Source organism: Cohnella fermenti, assembly GCF_004801405.1.
In the GTDB taxonomy this organism is placed as follows: domain Bacteria; phylum Bacillota; class Bacilli; order Paenibacillales; family Paenibacillaceae; genus Cohnella; species Cohnella fermenti.
Genome location: NZ_SSOB01000041.1, coordinates 31,615 through 48,247, shown reverse-complemented (window position 1 = coordinate 48,247; position 16,633 = coordinate 31,615). Strand labels below are relative to the sequence as shown.

Here is a 16,633-nt window from a genome sequence, read left to right as displayed (position 1 = left end):
TCAATTAGAGATTCGATTGCCGGATTCCTCCTCAGAAATTGGTATTGTGACAACCCAAACTCTATGATTATCTTTTAAAACCTCCTTCTCTTTACGATAGATTGTCCTGAAGTAGTTAAGACGAAGGTGACCCTCTATTAGATGATATGGCTTACCCATCTCAGGATAAGTGTTATTTTCATATACAATAATTGGTACATTCCAAGTCCTATACTTTAATATGTATTTCTGTAGCCAAGTTTTATCATGCCGTTCGTAAATTTGATAACCCAAGGAATCAATCATGTCAGAGTGATACGACTTGATATTATTATAGATGTCATCTTTTGGCCATAACTCATTTTTAAAGACCATCCTTTCGAAACCCAGAAATGCGTAATCGTTTATTTGTGACCAATGCCTGTATATCCAATTCTCTAAAGCACACGCAGGGAAATTCGGAAGCAAAGGGGCTACACGCTTCTTATACTCTTCAAAGGGCTCCTTATCGTATGTGTCCTGGTGGCCGATTGGTTCTAGCTTCTTTATTAGATTATGGCTCATAATTTTGCCTCGTTACATTTACATTTTCTATTACATTGTTGTAGAAATGGTCTAGCAAGTCTGAAGTATGACCATCCGTATAAGTTTCCCAGTAAGGTTTTCTATATCTGTAGTTCTCAATGAACTTTTGATGTAAATTTCGATTTTCTGTAATGACAACATCACTGACTTCATCAATAAATTGAGAGTACGTAATATCAATAATAGTGCCGTCAAGCTCAAGCCAAACGTGGCTCATAAACTCCCCGTTATCACCGTGATATTCTCCACCAACAAGATCAATAGAAGTATATCCTTTTTCGAATAAATATCTATGCAAAATCCACGACGCATCTTGACAACATCCGTGTGGAAAATTGTTGTATGGAAACGGTAAATCCTCCGTGTTTAATATCGCTTTATAAAATAACCTTATCTGTTCTTCAAGTTCTCCCATAGAACCTCCAAAAAATAAGTTGATTGAATCTCTTAAATAATTTTCTGATGGAGATTCAAAGATTGGATTATCTTTAGTATAATAATAGCAAATCCGGAAGCACCGGTGCGAGCCCAAGGTTAAATCCTTGGGCTTTTTGCAATAATCAACCAGGAAACAAATCAGGCCCATGAAACAAGGCCGTGTCTAGAAACGACAAAGGGCTTATTTTCGACCATTTCCCCGAAACAGATGAGTAAGCGGCGACGCCTTCGTATGCTGAAGTTTCTTCTCCGGTTTCCACAGATTCACATATCGCTTAACCATATCCTGTGTTGTATGCCCCAAAATCTCCTGCAGGCTGAAGGGATCTCCGCCATTCATCATGTAGAGCTTAGCGAAAGTGTGGCGCAGCGTATGAGGACTTACCCGAACGTCCTTAATTCCGGCTTGAACGCCATATTCTTTGATAATTTCTTGAACAGTGCGAATCTTAAGCGCCTCTCCGTCAATCGTGACGAACAAGCTGTCCGACTCCAACTCTCCCCTTATTTTCAGAAACTTCAGCAGCCCCTTCCGGACTTCATCGCTGAAAGGAACATCGCGCGGACGGCGACTTTTCCCTAAAACGCCGGTCAAAAAGCACGATTTGATTTCAACCTGACCGAGCTTCAAGCCTACAATTTCACCAAGTCGTAGTCCGGTGTCCAGCATCAAGATCAACATCGTATAGTCCCGAACACCCGTAAATTTTTGCTGATCCGGCTGAGCCAGCATCTGAAGAACTTGCTCCTCGTTTAACGAAAAGATCGGGGTTTGCTGTCCAATACGTTTTTTAAGCAGAGCAGTCGGATTCTTTGCAATCCAACCTTCGCGCTGCAAAAATGAGAAAAACCGTTTTAACGTATGAATGCGATTGTTAATCGTATTCAAAGCGTAGCCTTTCGTTTCGACCATATATGTTACAAAATGCCTCCTAATCACTTGTATTGTAACGTCTTCTACACTGGGTATCAGTTCTTGTTCCGTCATGATTCTTTTATAGCTGTCCAAATTTTCCTTTTCATATTGGACTGTTCGCCGGGAAGCCGTTTCCGCCTGTTTTGCCCGAATGTATATTTCAACCGCCTCATCCCAGCTTAGCTTGGCCCCTGATCCCTTGAAAGTACTCATATCTATCACAAGACTGTTTTTACGTCTGGTCGGTTTGAACGGTTCTTGCGGGAACGAAACCAAATTGTCGCTCATCCTTTTCCTCCTCCCCCTACCGCAACATGAATGTTACGGGAATCTTCTACATTCCACTGTCACTTGTGAATTTCGATTTGGATTCTACTGAAACCAGCGTAAAATCGGACATCTTTTTCTCGACACCATATAGTTGCCGAAAACGTTCTATGGCGATCTGCCGCGCTAATCGTTCAAGCTGGTCCGGTTCGTCCGTAAATACGGAAATACGCAATCGATAGTCCTTCGTCTGCAACAAACATTCATACCGCATCATTGCGGGTTCTCCGTTTTTCTCCGGCAGGCTTTCGACAGGACAGACAATCGTCCTGGTCTTTGTATTCCTGCTGATAAATTCTTGGGTCAACCAGAATGGATTTGCCACAACTTTTGCACACAAACTGAATTCTCACGATTACCAATCCCCCGTTACGCACTTAAGCCGCCCCGATAACAGGGCGGCTTAGTTTTATAAATATGCACAGTTGTTGGGATTACGTTTTCCCGGCGTTCAATGCAGTCGCTTTATTCGGTTCATGCTCTGGAAAGCGTATTGGCCGTAACAAAAAGATTACGAATTTTGAATTCGATCGGGCTTTCCATCAGCAGGACGAGCCGCAAGTTTCCTTTCGCATTCAACCAGAAATGCGGCGCGTTCAAAACATAGTTTGGACGATGAACCCAAGCGGGGCACTCAACCTCGTAGTCATTGCATAATTTGTGAACCATCGCTGCCAGAAACGGTGCCATATATTCGGGAAGGTCGGGACGAACATCCGGCTCCTGCTCCACCATCCGCCATCTCTGCTCGACGTTGGCCCGATAAAATTCATCCAAAAAGTTGCCGCAGTGAATCGCAAACGAATCCGGATTCATTGCCGTATCGCGAACAATTTGCCACACCGTCATGTTCGCCCCTCCTTCCCAATTATTCATGTACCAACAGTTCCTCCAACAGGTAAGTCGTTTTCGGCAATACTCGGCTTTGCGGATAGAATCGCTCCAGCACAGCCAAGGCTTGATCGACCGTCCGGATATTCAAGTATTTGAGCAAAAACCGGATATCATCTACATCCTTGCTCTCATACGTGCGCGCGGCCAACGTCTTCATGGCCAACATATATTCCGGCGAGGCTGTAAAAATATCGAGATGACTCATCTTGCGAAAAAGTCGGACGTCATGACGGCTGGACAAAAAACCTTTTACGGCATTATTCAGCCAATCCGAAGCCAGATGATGTTCGTTCGCAATATTTTTAATAATCGCATACAATTCGCTTGTCGGGGCAAAGATGGCGTCCACATCTTTGGTGCTGTCTCGGCTTTGAAAAACCAGACACATGACCGCTCCGCCGAACAAACAGATTTCGCCGTGCTGCCCGCGCTTCTTTAATTCTTCATTGATTTGTTCCAGATACATGACAATCGCCGCCCTGCTTAACAATACTCCCTCTCCTTTCATTATATAAGTTCTTGTGGTTTTTCAAAAGTGACCTCGACCCGAAATTGCCGTCTGTCGCGCGCTACGTCGGGCTGTGTGCCGTTCATCGGCAACGACCGGTTAGATTTCCCGCCCAAATGAAAAAAGCCCACCAATTGGGCAGGCTTCAACAGATGATCAGGCCTCCTTATCTTCTTGAATGTCTGGCTTGTTGGCATTCAGGCGCGCATAAAGTTCAAGCCATTCTTTCGAGAGACCGTGCAACTCGACTGTTTCGAAAATCGTTTTTTCACATTGCCGGCAGATGGAGGTATCTCCGGTTCGTACCGCATCCTGCCAATCGAATAATACTCGGGTTACAATTAGGGCCAGTTGCTCCGTCTTCATATCGATACCTTTTTCCATTTCACTCACACCTCCCTGTTTGGTGTGTCGGAGCATAACTCTGTCTGTCCAAACAAGCAAGGTCCTTTTCAGGTCCAAATATGCGCCACCGGCCAACCGGACTTGAAACCGGGTTCCTTCTGCTATTCGGAAATGTGAGCATAAAAATAACCCGTCGATTTAGACGGGTTTGATCCTTACGACATGGAAGAATCGGATGCCGGGGGCCGCTCGTATTGGCGATCTTTAACCGCCATTTCATCCATCAGCTCATGGAGGCAGGCATATACCTGAAAGCCGTCCAGGAATCCGCGCAGATACATCTCTTCTTTTTCTTTGACCTCCTGAAGTCCGATCTTGTCCTCCCATTCGCCAAACGCCTGATGTTGTTCCTTCGCAAGCGTAGATAGAAACTTATCCAACATTTCCGCAGCCTGCCCCCATGCCGATTGATGCCGAGGATTCATGTGAATATACTGACCGATCGTATCGATCCGCTTGCTGAACGCCGCTTGTAACCATGCAGGAATTCCTTCCACATCCGCCACCCCTCTCGAGATTTGTGTCGTATCGTAACTCTGTCGCGGCGGATGTGCAAGGAATTTATTAAAGGTTGAAGGGTGCAGCTCTTAACAGGCATTCGCTTTTCCTGACTTGGGCAGAATCCGGCATTTACTCTATTCCGGTTGCCCGCCCAACGGAAACGGCATTCATCAAGCCGTAAATAGCCTCGCTGCCAGCATTCGTGTACAATTTGAGCGGCCCGACTTGAGCCAAATGTTGCGCTACGTTGGACGAAAACGCGATGTGGTTATCCGGATAGGCCCGCCTCAACTTGCGCTTGAACTCTGCATAAAGCATCGGCTCACCGTCCTTTTCCAAAAAAATACCGCCACAGCGGGCGGAAGCAGCCAGAAAACCTATTCCTTTTTCCGTTTGGGCAATCCGCGACTCAGTTCATCCATCTCCATGGTCAATGCGATTCCGTCCGACAGGCCGCTCAAATACCAGGTCTCCCGCTCTGTCGAAAATCGCTCGTTCATGCCCGCCTCCCATTCCGCCAACAATTCGAATTGTTCCTTGGAGAGCATTTGACAAAGCCGCTCCCGAAATTCGGCAGTTTGCCGGTACTTTACGGTTTCCCTGCTATTTCGGGCGATGTTCGCATCCAATGCGTCCATTCGTTTGCGAAATACGGCCAACAACCATTCCGATAATGCTTCCATTCGCACCCCTCCCCGGTTTCAAGCTGATGTCGAGTCTAACTCTCTTCGGGGCAGGCAGCAAGTCATTTCTATCGGGGGTTCGCTGTTTTGTAGACCAGCGACGTACCGTCTCGCAGGCTTGAGACCCGATGTTTTTTCATAAAATGGTTCAGTTCATTCTCATGCACGATATGCGTGATGCTCTCCTTCGAATCGCGAATATAATAGAGCGTGTCGCCATAAACGTTTTTCTTTTTGTCGACTACCTCCAAGTCTGCCTCCCACCTTCCGCCAATGCGCATCGGTGAAATTAATGGTATGCCATTCGTTTGCGTCGTTACCCTGTGCGTTCGTCTTCCGAATAAGATGCTTCCTCCCCTCAGTCCTGGCTTTCCCGGTATCTGTACTCCTCAAATGTCCAATCTACTTGTTTACGGTCGAAATGGGCCACCGTTCTTTCAACCACCTGCCGCAGCCGCCGATCCTGCGGCGGACCACCATCCCAGCCGCGCTCGTAGCTTGACAGTCGGCGGTTGAAGCCTGACGCGGCATCCGGGAAAATATATAGTCGGCTGATCCGGCCCTTGGCGATGCCGTATTCGGATGGATCGTCAAACACCTGCGCTTCCACAAAATAGCCGTCCACCTCTCCGACATACCGCCGTCCCATCCAACTGCTTCCTTTCTCGCGAAACATGTCGTCCCTCCGTTCAAGCTCGTTTACGAATGTTCTTGCACATACGGTTTTACGATTACGTTGCGAATGTCGCCTTGAGGAGAACCAAGATACGCATCCCGCCGCGCTTCTTCTCGATTTCCTTGAAAGACGTACACGGATTCGCTGCCGTTCTTCCATCGGATCGTCACTTCCCATTCCGGCTCCGGCATCGCTGCGCCCCTCCTCTACTCGTTTTTCGGTTTTTAGTGGAAAACCGACTGTTTCGTTTTAGTGCGTTCCGCCCGCTCCGAAATCGTCGTTTGCGGATAAATCCGCATCATAAAACACGACGTCACCGTCCTTCAATTGGAACGTTGCGCCGTAGGGATCGACGAAGCTGCGCGAGAACCCTTCCATTTGCCATTGATTGTCCAGCGGGCCGTCTCTGTATTGCAAATGCGGATGGCTCAAATCTTTGTTGCGAATCGTCTCCAGGTTGAAATTCACGATGATATAGCCATCCATCAGAAAAATCGGCGCATCGTCGTTCAACCGATGCGTGCGGCCATAACTGGCCAGATCGAATCCATTTGGGACGACAAATGGCGCGGCGGGCAAACTGTATTCCCCGAACCATCGCTGCGTGGCCGCATTCGCGCGCGCCGCGTCCACGCCGGACGGCACATCAAGCGGGCCGGTGAAGGTACGAAGCTGCGGAGGCAGCAATAACGCACTGTAGCCGCCGACATAGGTCGGTTTCTGCGCATCCTTCAGATATTCGGTCACAAATGAAGACCGGCTTCCGGTTCCCCCGTTTAAGCTCCACAACGACTGGGCGGTCTGGGTCAGCTCCTGCTGCGCTACATTCCGCAGCCGGGTATCCAGCGTAACCGTCCGCCGTTCGGCATCGTCCGCCGAGCCGATCCGTATGAACTTCTGGTTGTCGGCGTGATAATACAGGTCCACCTCCTGACGGTTCTGTCCGTTGCGGTCGACAAAATAGAAGGTGGGGGTAATCCGAATGCCGTCTCCCGAGTCGAACATGTTCCCCTTCGTCATGACTTCGTATTTGATTGCATATCCCGTCTTTACGACCACATTTTTCATCCCGTTAGCCGGATGACTGCCCGGACGAATCGGCAGCACAAAAGGAGAGGCATTGCCCCGCGCCGCTCCGTCGATGCTCTTGGTGCCGACCCAGTACGCGTTGCCCGTTGGCGTGGCGCTGCCCTTTTGCGTGCGGAACACGGTCTCCCAATTAAAATCTGCAATATCTGTTATATGAAAATCGTACAATCGTCCGACGACCTCGACCGGAACGGTTTGGGTCGCCACATGGTGGTTCAAATCCAAATTCGCATTCGGCTGCGTGGTGAAGCCGGAAGCCGGGCTGTTCTCGGCAAAGGAGCGGAATAACACGTCATAATTGCCTTCGTCCACCCATACCGGCAGGTTGAAGGTCATGCTGGCTTGCGCAACCGGAATCGACGTCCAGGTATTTTTCGGAATGAATACCTTTTTGTCCGCACTGTACACATCAAAAGGAAAGCGAACCTGCTTGTCCTTGATATATTTCGCATAGTCCCGGTTGCCGTAGCCTTTAATATCCCGATGCTGTCCGGTTGTCGGCACCGTGACGGTAAACGGCCGATCTAGCACCAGCGCGGCGCGGCCTGTGGTCGGCGTCGTTTTTTGGTTGTGTACCTGATCATCCGATACGGTGGCATGATTGACGACGGGAGTGTGAATGGTAACCGGATTGATGGCTTCGATTGAAAACGACTTGTTTTCTCCGCCGACGATGCCTTTGATCAAAGCATAGTACAACGTCCCGGTGCTCGGCAGATTAGCCTTGTTCGTTTTGGACGGATCAATGATATAACCCGCACCGTAAAGCACGTTCTGCCCAATCGTCGGCGGGGCCGGGATCGCCCCCGGTGACGCTCCTTGTTCCTCGACGATGCGATTGTCCATGATCGTGTTGCCGTTAAAGACAAGCGAGTCGTTTTTGACCTTGATTTTGCCAATGGCCTCCTCCGCCTTCGTCTTCCAATCCTCCGCAGGGATACCGGGACGGCTGGAGCCGCCGGACAAGGTCTGTCCGGGCAACGTGACGGTTTTGGAATAGACCGGATCAATCACATGCGTTTCTTGCGAATTGTCATGCGCGGCGGAGACGGACGGCACCGTGTAACCGTTCGGCTGAAGGATAACCGTTCCCGTAGGCAGCGCATCGTTGGCGACTGTTGCTTTCTGGATGCCGTACACTTCGAGATTTGTAATCGTCCAATAGCTGTATTTGCGCTCAACGTTGTAGGATTTCGTGACGGTTTGCTGTTCCGAACGCGGGACTGAAATGGTCGTCGGAAGCCCGTCCGCATCCGGCGGACCGGACCGCCGCTCGGTCCAGGTTAGCGTATACGTTTTGCTCACTTGAATGGGATAGGTTTTGATACCCGTCATTTCCGTAAACATATTGCGATACAAATAGGATTTGGCAAAAGCATTGACATACAGACTTTCGGAAGTCGGAATCCCCTGTAGCACATCAAAGCGTTCCGCGCCGCGCGAGTCTGCCCGAATCACGGCCGAGGCATCCGGCTCCATCACTCCGGCTTGTACCGGCGCTCCGCCAGTTGGTTCATCGCCTGGTTCATCATTCGAACCGGCTTTCGTTATCGTATGATCGGAAGTAGAATCCCCGGTATTGCCCTCCACATCTTTAACGACCACGGTTATTTTCACGGTCACTTTGTCGCCGGTGGTAAACGGGATTACGATTGGGATCGTTTTGCTTGCGGTCACCCCGCCGAGAGTACCGTTTTTATCCGCCGCGTGAACCAGCGTCGCGTTTTGAATGCTCGTAATTTCATAGGATTTCAATGTTTTCAATGACTTGGCCTCAAATAAAAAATTCCCGTTCACCTCGGTTTGGGCCGGTTCAGCCGTCTTGGGCGCATCAATCTGCGATGTCACCGTAACCGAGGAGGGAATTTTGTAAATGCCGATAAAATTGGATCCGCCGGAAGCGACGGTGATCGAACGCTCTTTCAGCTTCGGATCGTCTTTTTCCTGCACGAACAGCTTTTCGTCCGGTTTGTCATTATTCGTAATATAGGAGCGAACGATTTCATAAGATTGTCCGCCTGAAACGATCTCTCCTTCAAAGGTGTGATTCACTTCGGCCCCGGTTGCAAACTGCCCTTTGTCGACTTCGTTGAGCTTCGTCCCGTCCTCTTTCTGATAGATCGCTTTGACCGGGTTGTCTTGTTCCTTGTATTCGGCTACCGCATCCGTTCCGCCCAAGTGAACCGTAAAGCTTCGAGTCCGGACTTTCGGGTTCGTTTCCGGGTTCTCCTGAAGCCAGTCTTTTTGGGATGGATCTTGCTTGGGCGATAAATAGGAGCGGACAATCGTATACGACTTCCCGTTGTCTTCGATCGTCTCCGGAAATTCGTGATTGATGGTTTCCCCCGCGATATAATCGCCTTTGTGAAATGTCACTTGCGGATCGTCAAGACGTTGTCCGTCTACCGTTTTGGCCACAACATCGACCGGGAAATTGGCGCTTCGATAAGGAACATGGAGGCCGAAATAATCGTCCAAGTCGTCCGGATGCGCCCAAGGCTCGGCGTTTTTGATTCCATCCAACGTATAGAACGGGCCTTTGCGAACAGAACCGTCTCCATTGATCGACACCATGATCGCATACAGATAGAGATCGTCATTATCCTTGATATCCCCCATTCCCGCCTGCCACATGCCATCGGTTACGAGTTCCTCGCTGACCTCATAAAATGTCGTCACCGGTTCGCCCGGAACCGGAGGATTGGGTTCCTGCCCAATTTGCCGGACCTGCTGATCCACAAAAGAAGCGTGCTGCCCGCTCTGCGGATTCCCGCATTGCTTGGGAACCGTTTCCGTACATAACTGATCTCTCCGAATGGTCCAACCAATGGTTCTATACTTGATCGACGCTGTTGCAGCGGTACTGGTAATTTCAAAACTAATCTTTCCTGACTCTGTCCTTATTTTTGGAGCTGAAGCTCCTGCTGGGACAAGAAAAGTGGACAAGAAAAAAGAACATGCAAGCAGCATGCTCAAAATTGATTTTATAAACTTGGTTTTGATCATTTTCTTTTTAGTCCGCCTTTCTGATCACATAATTGCGGAATAAACTGGCTCCCGGATCTACTTTTAATGTACTTCCCCAATTCCCGCCAACATTTGTGGATAAGGAAATATCGGCATATCCGACGTACCATACCTGTTTATCAAATTTTTGATCATTTGGAAATCTCTCATCATATAGCAAATCATTGTTTTCCTTAAAAGAATTGAATTTGATTCTGAATTTTGACCGGACATAATTATTTCCGAATCCATCCTTGTAAATCATGGACGGTTCGGGATCAAGATAGCCCTCGACTTGTATCTGATTTTCTTTGACCCAATCCACATATTGCTGAATATATTTTAATTCCGCATTGGAACTCTGCATTTTGGTTTCAAACAAGGCTTGCGCCCAAGATTGGTCAATCGTTCGGTAATCCACATTGAGCCACAAGGCCCCGAACACTTGAAGTCGGTTCATCCATAGGTCGACGTTCTCCTTGGTAAACTCCGGCACGGACGAAAATAACACCGCAGATACTTTGCTGTCCGTCGGATGCGAATAAGGATAGGGCATTTCATACATCGCATTCGGCACATCCGCCAAAATATACGGATAGTCCGCTGCGTTCTTTGGCAAGTCGGTCGTGCGGATCAACCGTCCCCATGGATCCATCGTGCCGTTGTCATCTTTGGTGGAGATAAAAACGGTCGAAGTGTCCCCATCCCACTCCACTTTGGCTCCCAGCACTTCGCTTACGAAGCGCAAAGGGACGAAGGTTCGACCGCCGCTCATGACGGCCTTGGTATCAAAAGAAACGTCATCGTCGTTCACTTTGGCTTCATTCGCCCCGATAGTCAACAGAATCTTCTGACCGTCACGTTCGATTGGAACCGTCCTCGTATCCGCCTCCCAACCGACTTTGGCCCCCATCGTTTCGGCAACAAATCTGACCGGAACCAAGGTCCGGCTGTTCTCATCGATGTATGCTTGCGCGTCGGGAAACCAGATTTTTTGCCCGTCCATCACCACGCTGACAAAGGTTGGCGGTCGAACCGCTCCGTTTGCCGTCAGTACGAACAAACTGCCGAAAAGCGTCATCATGAGGAGGGAAATTGAATATTTTTTCAAATGCCTCACTCCCTATGAAGGATTTGGAAAACATTGCTTACGTCTACATGATAGTATCGAATCCTTGGTCTGTCCACCGACTTCTGTCAAAAGACGCCCCTGTTTCCCCAGAACACAGAGGCGTCTGCCCGCATTACACGCCTGAGCCGAGCGTAAAGGTCAACGTCGCGGTATATGTCGTCGCGACCGTACCGATCATGTCGTTTTCCTTGTATTTGCTGGCCCCGTTGCTGACCGAGGCGACCGTGACCGTTTTGGGAACAGCGAGCGAATATGAGACGCCCGTCGTATAAACGCCCATCCCATACCCCGGAGCCGCATACATCAGTTTCAACGGCGCGGCAGACAAAGTCCCGTTAGAGGCAAGCGGGCCATAGGTCGGATCGACAGCCTGCCCGCTTAACGCCACAATCGGCGTGGCCACGATGACTGAAACGGCACTGGCGGGAATTTTGACGGTGTAGGTTCCCGACGCGGTCGGGTCTTGCAAAGGGTCGCTGACGAAATCGGTGGCCGATACCGAAACCGACCATCCCGCGCCGCTGCCGCGGCTGTCCTCGACGGTAATGCCGTTGGAAGCCGTTGATAGCTGATCGGCATGGAGATCGAACGTAACCGGACTGAACGAAATCGCTGTCTGCGCCGACGTGTTGGCACCGGCAACGATCGATACGGTTTCCGCTTGAGCGGCAGTCGGCACGAGGAGCGCGGCGATCAGAGCAAAGGAGCCCAGCTTCTGCTTGAAGTTTAGCTTGAACATGGATCAAGTCTCCTTTTCCAAAAGTAGTTTATATGAACATGCCGCATCGTGTGACGCAGCATGGCGTTTAAGATCGCTCGTTGGCGCGGCGTCGGCTCGAAGCCCTCTTTCTTAGCGCAACGACGAACACGATCAGAACCAGCAGTCCTCCCCCTGCGCAGAAGGAACGCCATCCCCAAAAAGTGGAATGGAGCGGAATTCCGTCCTCATCCACCTGAATAACGTTTCCTGACGGCGTACTCGCCCATCGGGATCGGTCGTCTTCTCCGGCCACATCGAACGTCAATGACCGCTGCTCCAATCGGTCGCCCAGCGTAGTTTTCACCACCGCCGTGTATGAACCGGGCGGCAACGGTCGGCTGAGTTCGGCCCTGTAAGAAGCGACCGTGCCCGCGTATATGGAGTCAAAAGCCGCCTCGAACGCAAAAAGCGGCGCGCCGGAGGCGTCCTGCCGCTTGACACTCACCGACATGCCCGGCTTGGACAAGCTGCCGCCTTCATTGGTCAGCAAAATCGTCAGAAACGCCTTCCCATTCTCCAGCGTGTAGGCGGCCGCATGCGGAATCGCTTCGGGCGGCTTGGCTTCGGTCAGCTTGTAGTCGAGCACGACCTGCAATCCGGTTTTGCGGACCACGCGGGTCATAAAGCGCGCCTCCCCCTGAACCGCCGTCTCCCTTGCTTGCTGATGATCGTCATAGACGCCAATGACCGACACGTACTGGCCCGGTTGTAACTGATCGGGGATTTGCAGTTCCATCGTAAAGCTCCGGGTCTCGCCTGCTTGGAGCGTGATGCTGCGGTCCGGCGTCGTATACCACGCAGCCGAGCCGAAATCGGGATCGCTCGGCAGCGTAAAGTCCTTGCCGCCGCCTATCGCAGGCATCGCATCCGCCACATATAACAACGCCGTAATTTCTTCGCTCGTGGGATTCGCGACCTCAACGGTGTACACCCGTTTTTCTCCGGGAACGGCTTCCTCGACATAAGCGCCCAGTTCGGAATGGATGCGATCGGCATCGCCGCTAATGATCAACTGCTGTCTATCCGCAGGGCTTGAGAATCCGCTGGCAAGCCAAAAAAACGTTGCCGCCAGCAACAGTCGCAGCCACATCTTATAAACTCCTTTCCTACAGTCCGCTTATCATGGTCAGTTGCAAGGTACTGGTATATATCCCGGTCAAGAGACCGACCGTATCGCCGGGTGTATACCTGGATCCGCTCTCCACTTGAATAACCTGTACCGTCAATGGAACCGCCAGACGCAGTTGCAGCCGAGTTTGGTACATGCCTGTTCCGAATCCCGGTTGAGCTTGTATGACGGGAACCGGGGCAGCTCCAAGCGTTTGTTCAGATCGGAGCATCTTCGGCCCGTGAACAGGATCGGCCACCATGCCATTGAGAACAAGGAGCGGCTCCGTTTCGCTCAGGGTCAAGCAGGATGCCGGAAAGTTCACCGTCAGGTGGGTGTATCCGGTCGTCGGATCAAGCCTCGTTAATGAGAATGGCGTCGCCGAGATATTCAATGTCCAGCCTGCGTTATAACCTCGTAAATCCGTTAAATGAACGAGTATGGAAGCCGACGTTTGAAGAGTGGCAGGAAGAGTGACCGGTGAAAAATAGGCAGGCGAATACGTGGCAAGCAGCGGACCGCCGACCAATCCGGGTACATCTCTCGAACCGCCACCGTTGCCGAGCACGCTACTCGCTCCGTTTCCCCAGCTGTACAAGCCCGAATCGGTTCCGGCCATAAAAAAGTCGCCTTTGGTGCCGCCTACAAACAGCACTTCTGCAAGCTGTAAACGTACAGGTGCATGACGATCGGTCCCGCTGCCATCTCCCAGCTTGCCGCTCCAGTTGGACCCCCAACCCCACAATTGTCCGTTGGTGAGCCGGGCAAAGGAAAAGTCATGGCCGGCACTTACGGAAGCCACGTTCTCAAGCGGCAGCAAGGTGGGCTGATATCGCCTATCCGTATCTCCGAGACCCAACTGACCATAGGTATTCACACCCCAGCACCATAGAGTTCCCGCATTGTCAAGCGCAAAGGAAGAATCGATACCTGCCGAGACACTGATGATTTGGGTTAGATCGCTTTGCAGGTACGGGATCGTGACGGGTGGCCCGGCTTCTCCGTTGCCGATGCCACCATAGCTGTTGCTTCCCCAAGCATATACACGCCCATCTGCAGTAACGGCGAGGTTATGCGCTCCGCCTGCTGCCGTCGTTGTTACATGGGACAGCTCTGACACTTGCACGGGAGACGCTTTGTCGGTTGTTGTCCCATCCCCGAGTTGTCCCCTGTTATTGCGACCTGTTGCCCATAACCTGCCGTCATGTAATAACATCAGTACATAATCGTTTCCTGCCTCGATTTTTACTACGCCTGTTAACGACAGCAGACTGGGCTCGTTGATCTGGTTCATGTTGCCAAGCCCCAGTTGTCCCTCAGCTCCTCGTCCCCATGCCCATACGGAGCCATCCTGTTGCAAAGCGTATCCTGATTGTAAGCCGCAGGCGATTTCCGTAATTTGATCAAGACTCTGAATTCGAACCGGATACGCGACATTGCTTCCTCCGGAATCAAAACCAAGCTGTCCTTCGGCATTGCTCCCCCAGGACCATACGGTTCCATCTGATTTAAGCGCCAACGCAAAATGGCTGCCGCCACAAGCTTGGATATACGTTGGCCCTACCGCCAGTGCGGTGGAGGAGGAAACGACAAACAGCAGAAAAACGCATACCATCAATTTGTAACGCACATCCGGGCATCCCCCTTCTATCGATGAACAACTACGTCACGAGCTAGGACAAGGCAGCGGCATGTACCCTTTACGCGCAGCGGCATTCTCGTTGGCAAACGTTTCTTCCGCCGGAAAAGGATAGCCGCAGGAACTGCGATAATAGACTTTTCTGGTGCCCTTCAACGCGCCGACAATGCTCGTCCTTTTGAGTAACCGGCTGCCGCCGAGCGCATAATTGTTGTACGTTTGGCTTCCGATCGGAATGCCCTGCAGGAAAGCCATGACACCGACATCGTCGATAGAGTTGTTCCATTCTTCCTCGCTAATCGTGGGCAGCGTGAACGTGTAAGCCACCCCGATGCGGGCTGTCATCCGGTTGTACCGATTGATCCGGTAGGCCAGTTCGTTCTGGACGGCATTTACAATGGTATTGCGACGGACTTGTTCAAACCGTTCGGCGTCTTGCAGCAGCGGAATCGGTGTTGTCGCCTGAATCTCCGAACGCAAGCCTTCCTGCCACGAAGCGCTGCCCGCCGCATATGCCGTTACCCGATCGTCCAGCGTAAATGCCAGACTGTTGCCCTGCGCATCGCGGTAGGCAAACGGCTTCTTCGGTCCCCAAACGCGCCTGAGTTCCGTTTCGCCGGAGTCACTGCGGACTTCTTCCTCGCCATACACCCAAAAGCCGTCGTAACCGATGACCACCACAGCCGGAATATAGCGGTCCAGTACCCCTTGGGCAATCCGATCGTCCGCAATGCCGAAATTCATGTACAAGGTTCGTTGGAACGTCTCCATCGCTTCTTCCTTGTTCACGGGCACCCGTTTGGCAGACTCGTATTGTACGTCCTGTTGCGGATTCGCATGAATGAGCAACGCCCGAGCCGCATCATCCACCGCCGTATCCAAGGCGGCGTCGTAGCGCAGTTCCGTCACAAGCGTTTTCCGCTGTGCTTCCGTATCCAGCCGGTTGGCAACGAAAAACGGAAGCAGCAGCAGCGCCCCGATCAAGGCCCATTCAATCATTTTCATTGCGAACGACGCCTCCGTAGGGAATAAAGATTTTTTCATTCGGGCTGTTGGCGTTATTGAGAAAATCATGCAAAATCGTTCCGTTGGTCCGGTTCGTATTTTGAACCGTCACATAAAACGTATCGCCTTCGTGCATCCGGTAGCGGCGCGCCGGATCGTCTTTGCCCGCCGCGCTGTTCGGAAACAGAACCGCCAATATTTGCGTCTTGTAAAACGTATTGTAATGAACGGCATAGTCGCCGGTAAACGTATTCGGATCGGCCGGATCGGTGTAAACCGGATCGTATGTCTTTTGCCCATGCTCCATCTGTACGTCGAAGCTGTTTCCCGTCTCCTGAATCGCCCGCATAAAATCGTTGTACATCGTCGGGGACAGGTATCCTTTGTCTGTGACCGCATCGACAAAGGAAGTCGTCGCCCGCAGAACGACCAACTCCGATACGTCATCCTGCTGATCGAACGCCGCCGAAATCGGAAAGATATATAATAGAAGAATTGCGACGAACACCGCGAAGATTTTGATCAGGGCGTTCATCTCGCACCTCCCTGAAGCGCGAATCGAATGCGTATGATCGCTCCCGATCCGTCCCGCTCGGTTTCAGCCCGATAACGACCGGCAAGGACAAGTTCGGTTGCGGTCAGTTGATCCCGTTCCAACGTCGGTGGATAGGTGCGGCCGTCCACGACAACCTCAGCACCGACTTGATCGATTTGAGCCAGGGTCTGCAAAACCTCTGCTCCGGAAACCATGCCGTCACCGGCAATGGGCGATAACGTGGACGCGATGCTGCGATCCAGCTGTCGGCCGGACACAAAAGCTGTATCCAGCGCGGCAGCTCCTCGTTGAAACAAAAATAATCCGATTGTAATCGCCGTTAAAAACAGCAAGCATGCGGCACTCATTTCGATCATCGAACGTACGGATGTGTTCAAATCCTCCTCTCCTTCCCTCCGGAAAACAGCCTGCGGCCAAGCGCAGGCT

19 protein-coding genes are annotated in these 16,633 nt (G+C 51.2%); all 19 read right to left on the bottom strand.

Features of this window, described 5'->3' with window-relative positions; translation table 11 throughout:
• A complete protein-coding gene (locus E6C55_RS25515) occupies positions 1-543 on the bottom strand; it encodes a hypothetical protein (protein ID WP_136372657.1) in 543 nt (180 codons plus the stop codon).
• Positions 533-979 carry a hypothetical protein gene (locus E6C55_RS25510; RefSeq protein WP_136372656.1) on the bottom strand — a complete coding sequence of 149 codons (447 nt, stop codon included), beginning with the start codon at positions 977-979 and terminating at the stop codon, positions 533-535. The genes E6C55_RS25515 and E6C55_RS25510 overlap by 11 nt, the downstream gene beginning before the upstream one ends.
• Positions 980-1,183: 204 nt before the next feature.
• Complete coding sequence (locus tag E6C55_RS25505; RefSeq protein WP_136372655.1) at positions 1,184-2,206, bottom strand: tyrosine-type recombinase/integrase; 1,023 nt, start codon at positions 2,204-2,206, stop codon at positions 1,184-1,186.
• Between the two features lie 513 nt (positions 2,207-2,719).
• Entirely contained in the window at positions 2,720-3,094 is a 375-nt protein-coding gene (locus tag E6C55_RS25500; RefSeq protein ID WP_230986858.1) for a hypothetical protein, read from the bottom strand.
• Positions 3,095-3,113: 19 nt separating this feature from the next.
• The gene (locus E6C55_RS25495) at positions 3,114-3,605 is read right to left on the bottom strand and encodes a DUF6036 family nucleotidyltransferase (protein WP_230986857.1); all 492 of its coding nucleotides are present in this window, start codon (positions 3,603-3,605) and stop codon (positions 3,114-3,116) included.
• A gap of 198 nt (positions 3,606-3,803) precedes the next feature.
• Entirely contained in the window at positions 3,804-4,031 is a 228-nt protein-coding gene (locus E6C55_RS25490; RefSeq protein WP_136372652.1) for a hypothetical protein, read from the bottom strand.
• A gap of 176 nt (positions 4,032-4,207) precedes the next feature.
• A complete protein-coding gene (locus E6C55_RS25485; protein WP_136372651.1) occupies positions 4,208-4,549 on the bottom strand; it encodes a hypothetical protein in 342 nt (113 codons plus the stop codon).
• A 133-nt stretch (positions 4,550-4,682) separates the two neighbouring features.
• On the bottom strand, positions 4,683-4,892 hold the full coding sequence (locus E6C55_RS25480) for a hypothetical protein (RefSeq protein WP_230986856.1): 210 nt from the start codon (positions 4,890-4,892) through the stop codon (positions 4,683-4,685).
• A gap of 38 nt (positions 4,893-4,930) precedes the next feature.
• The gene (locus E6C55_RS25475) at positions 4,931-5,236 is read right to left on the bottom strand and encodes a hypothetical protein (RefSeq protein WP_136372650.1); all 306 of its coding nucleotides are present in this window, start codon (positions 5,234-5,236) and stop codon (positions 4,931-4,933) included.
• A 358-nt stretch (positions 5,237-5,594) separates the two neighbouring features.
• Positions 5,595-5,912: a DUF7678 domain-containing protein gene (locus tag E6C55_RS25470; protein ID WP_136372649.1), complete on the bottom strand. Its 318-nt coding sequence runs from the start codon at positions 5,910-5,912 to the stop codon at positions 5,595-5,597.
• Between the two features lie 23 nt (positions 5,913-5,935).
• Complete coding sequence (locus E6C55_RS33945) at positions 5,936-6,103, bottom strand: hypothetical protein (RefSeq protein WP_168735874.1); 168 nt, start codon at positions 6,101-6,103, stop codon at positions 5,936-5,938.
• 58 nt (positions 6,104-6,161) lie between these two features.
• A complete protein-coding gene (locus E6C55_RS25465) occupies positions 6,162-10,007 on the bottom strand; it encodes a DUF5704 domain-containing protein (protein WP_230986855.1) in 3,846 nt (1,281 codons plus the stop codon).
• A 7-nt stretch (positions 10,008-10,014) separates the two neighbouring features.
• Positions 10,015-11,127 (bottom strand): copper amine oxidase N-terminal domain-containing protein, encoded by a 1,113-nt coding sequence (locus E6C55_RS25460; protein ID WP_230986854.1) that lies wholly within the window; start codon positions 11,125-11,127, stop codon positions 10,015-10,017.
• Between the two features lie 124 nt (positions 11,128-11,251).
• Complete coding sequence (locus E6C55_RS25455; protein WP_136372647.1) at positions 11,252-11,878, bottom strand: WxL domain-containing protein; 627 nt, start codon at positions 11,876-11,878, stop codon at positions 11,252-11,254.
• Between the two features lie 67 nt (positions 11,879-11,945).
• The gene (locus E6C55_RS25450) at positions 11,946-12,989 is read right to left on the bottom strand and encodes a DUF916 domain-containing protein (protein ID WP_136372646.1); all 1,044 of its coding nucleotides are present in this window, start codon (positions 12,987-12,989) and stop codon (positions 11,946-11,948) included.
• A 16-nt stretch (positions 12,990-13,005) separates the two neighbouring features.
• Entirely contained in the window at positions 13,006-14,637 is a 1,632-nt protein-coding gene (locus tag E6C55_RS25445; RefSeq protein ID WP_136372645.1) for an RCC1 domain-containing protein, read from the bottom strand.
• Between the two features lie 36 nt (positions 14,638-14,673).
• The gene (locus E6C55_RS25440; protein ID WP_136372644.1) at positions 14,674-15,651 is read right to left on the bottom strand and encodes a hypothetical protein; all 978 of its coding nucleotides are present in this window, start codon (positions 15,649-15,651) and stop codon (positions 14,674-14,676) included.
• Positions 15,638-16,186 (bottom strand): hypothetical protein, encoded by a 549-nt coding sequence (locus tag E6C55_RS25435; protein WP_136372643.1) that lies wholly within the window; start codon positions 16,184-16,186, stop codon positions 15,638-15,640. Before E6C55_RS25435 ends, E6C55_RS25440 begins: the two co-directional genes overlap by 14 nt.
• Positions 16,183-16,584 (bottom strand): hypothetical protein, encoded by a 402-nt coding sequence (locus tag E6C55_RS25430; RefSeq protein ID WP_136372642.1) that lies wholly within the window; start codon positions 16,582-16,584, stop codon positions 16,183-16,185. Before E6C55_RS25430 ends, E6C55_RS25435 begins: the two co-directional genes overlap by 4 nt.
• Positions 16,585-16,633 lie beyond the last annotated feature (49 nt).

What these genes read in the sequence shown, in the direction of transcription:
- E6C55_RS25490 (WP_136372652.1), bottom strand. Translation starts at nt 4,031, where the DNA reads ATGGAAAAAGGTATCGATATGAAGACGGAGCAACTGGCCCTAATTGTA.
- E6C55_RS25450 (WP_136372646.1), bottom strand. Translation starts at nt 12,989, where the DNA reads ATGTGGCTGCGACTGTTGCTGGCGGCAACGTTTTTTTGGCTTGCCAGC.
- E6C55_RS25470 (WP_136372649.1), bottom strand. Translation starts at nt 5,912, where the DNA reads ATGTTTCGCGAGAAAGGAAGCAGTTGGATGGGACGGCGGTATGTCGGA.
- E6C55_RS25500 (WP_230986858.1), bottom strand. Translation starts at nt 3,094, where the DNA reads ATGACGGTGTGGCAAATTGTTCGCGATACGGCAATGAATCCGGATTCG.
- E6C55_RS33945 (WP_168735874.1), bottom strand. Translation starts at nt 6,103, where the DNA reads ATGCCGGAGCCGGAATGGGAAGTGACGATCCGATGGAAGAACGGCAGC.
- E6C55_RS25475 (WP_136372650.1), bottom strand. Translation starts at nt 5,236, where the DNA reads ATGGAAGCATTATCGGAATGGTTGTTGGCCGTATTTCGCAAACGAATG.
- E6C55_RS25510 (WP_136372656.1), bottom strand. Translation starts at nt 979, where the DNA reads ATGGGAGAACTTGAAGAACAGATAAGGTTATTTTATAAAGCGATATTA.
- E6C55_RS25465 (WP_230986855.1), bottom strand. Translation starts at nt 10,007, where the DNA reads ATGATCAAAACCAAGTTTATAAAATCAATTTTGAGCATGCTGCTTGCA.
- E6C55_RS25435 (WP_136372643.1), bottom strand. Translation starts at nt 16,186, where the DNA reads ATGAACGCCCTGATCAAAATCTTCGCGGTGTTCGTCGCAATTCTTCTA.
- E6C55_RS25515 (WP_136372657.1), bottom strand. Translation starts at nt 543, where the DNA reads ATGAGCCATAATCTAATAAAGAAGCTAGAACCAATCGGCCACCAGGAC.
- E6C55_RS25495 (WP_230986857.1), bottom strand. Translation starts at nt 3,605, where the DNA reads ATGTATCTGGAACAAATCAATGAAGAATTAAAGAAGCGCGGGCAGCAC.
- E6C55_RS25440 (WP_136372644.1), bottom strand. Translation starts at nt 15,651, where the DNA reads ATGAAAATGATTGAATGGGCCTTGATCGGGGCGCTGCTGCTGCTTCCG.
- E6C55_RS25505 (WP_136372655.1), bottom strand. Translation starts at nt 2,206, where the DNA reads ATGAGCGACAATTTGGTTTCGTTCCCGCAAGAACCGTTCAAACCGACC.
- E6C55_RS25455 (WP_136372647.1), bottom strand. Translation starts at nt 11,878, where the DNA reads ATGTTCAAGCTAAACTTCAAGCAGAAGCTGGGCTCCTTTGCTCTGATC.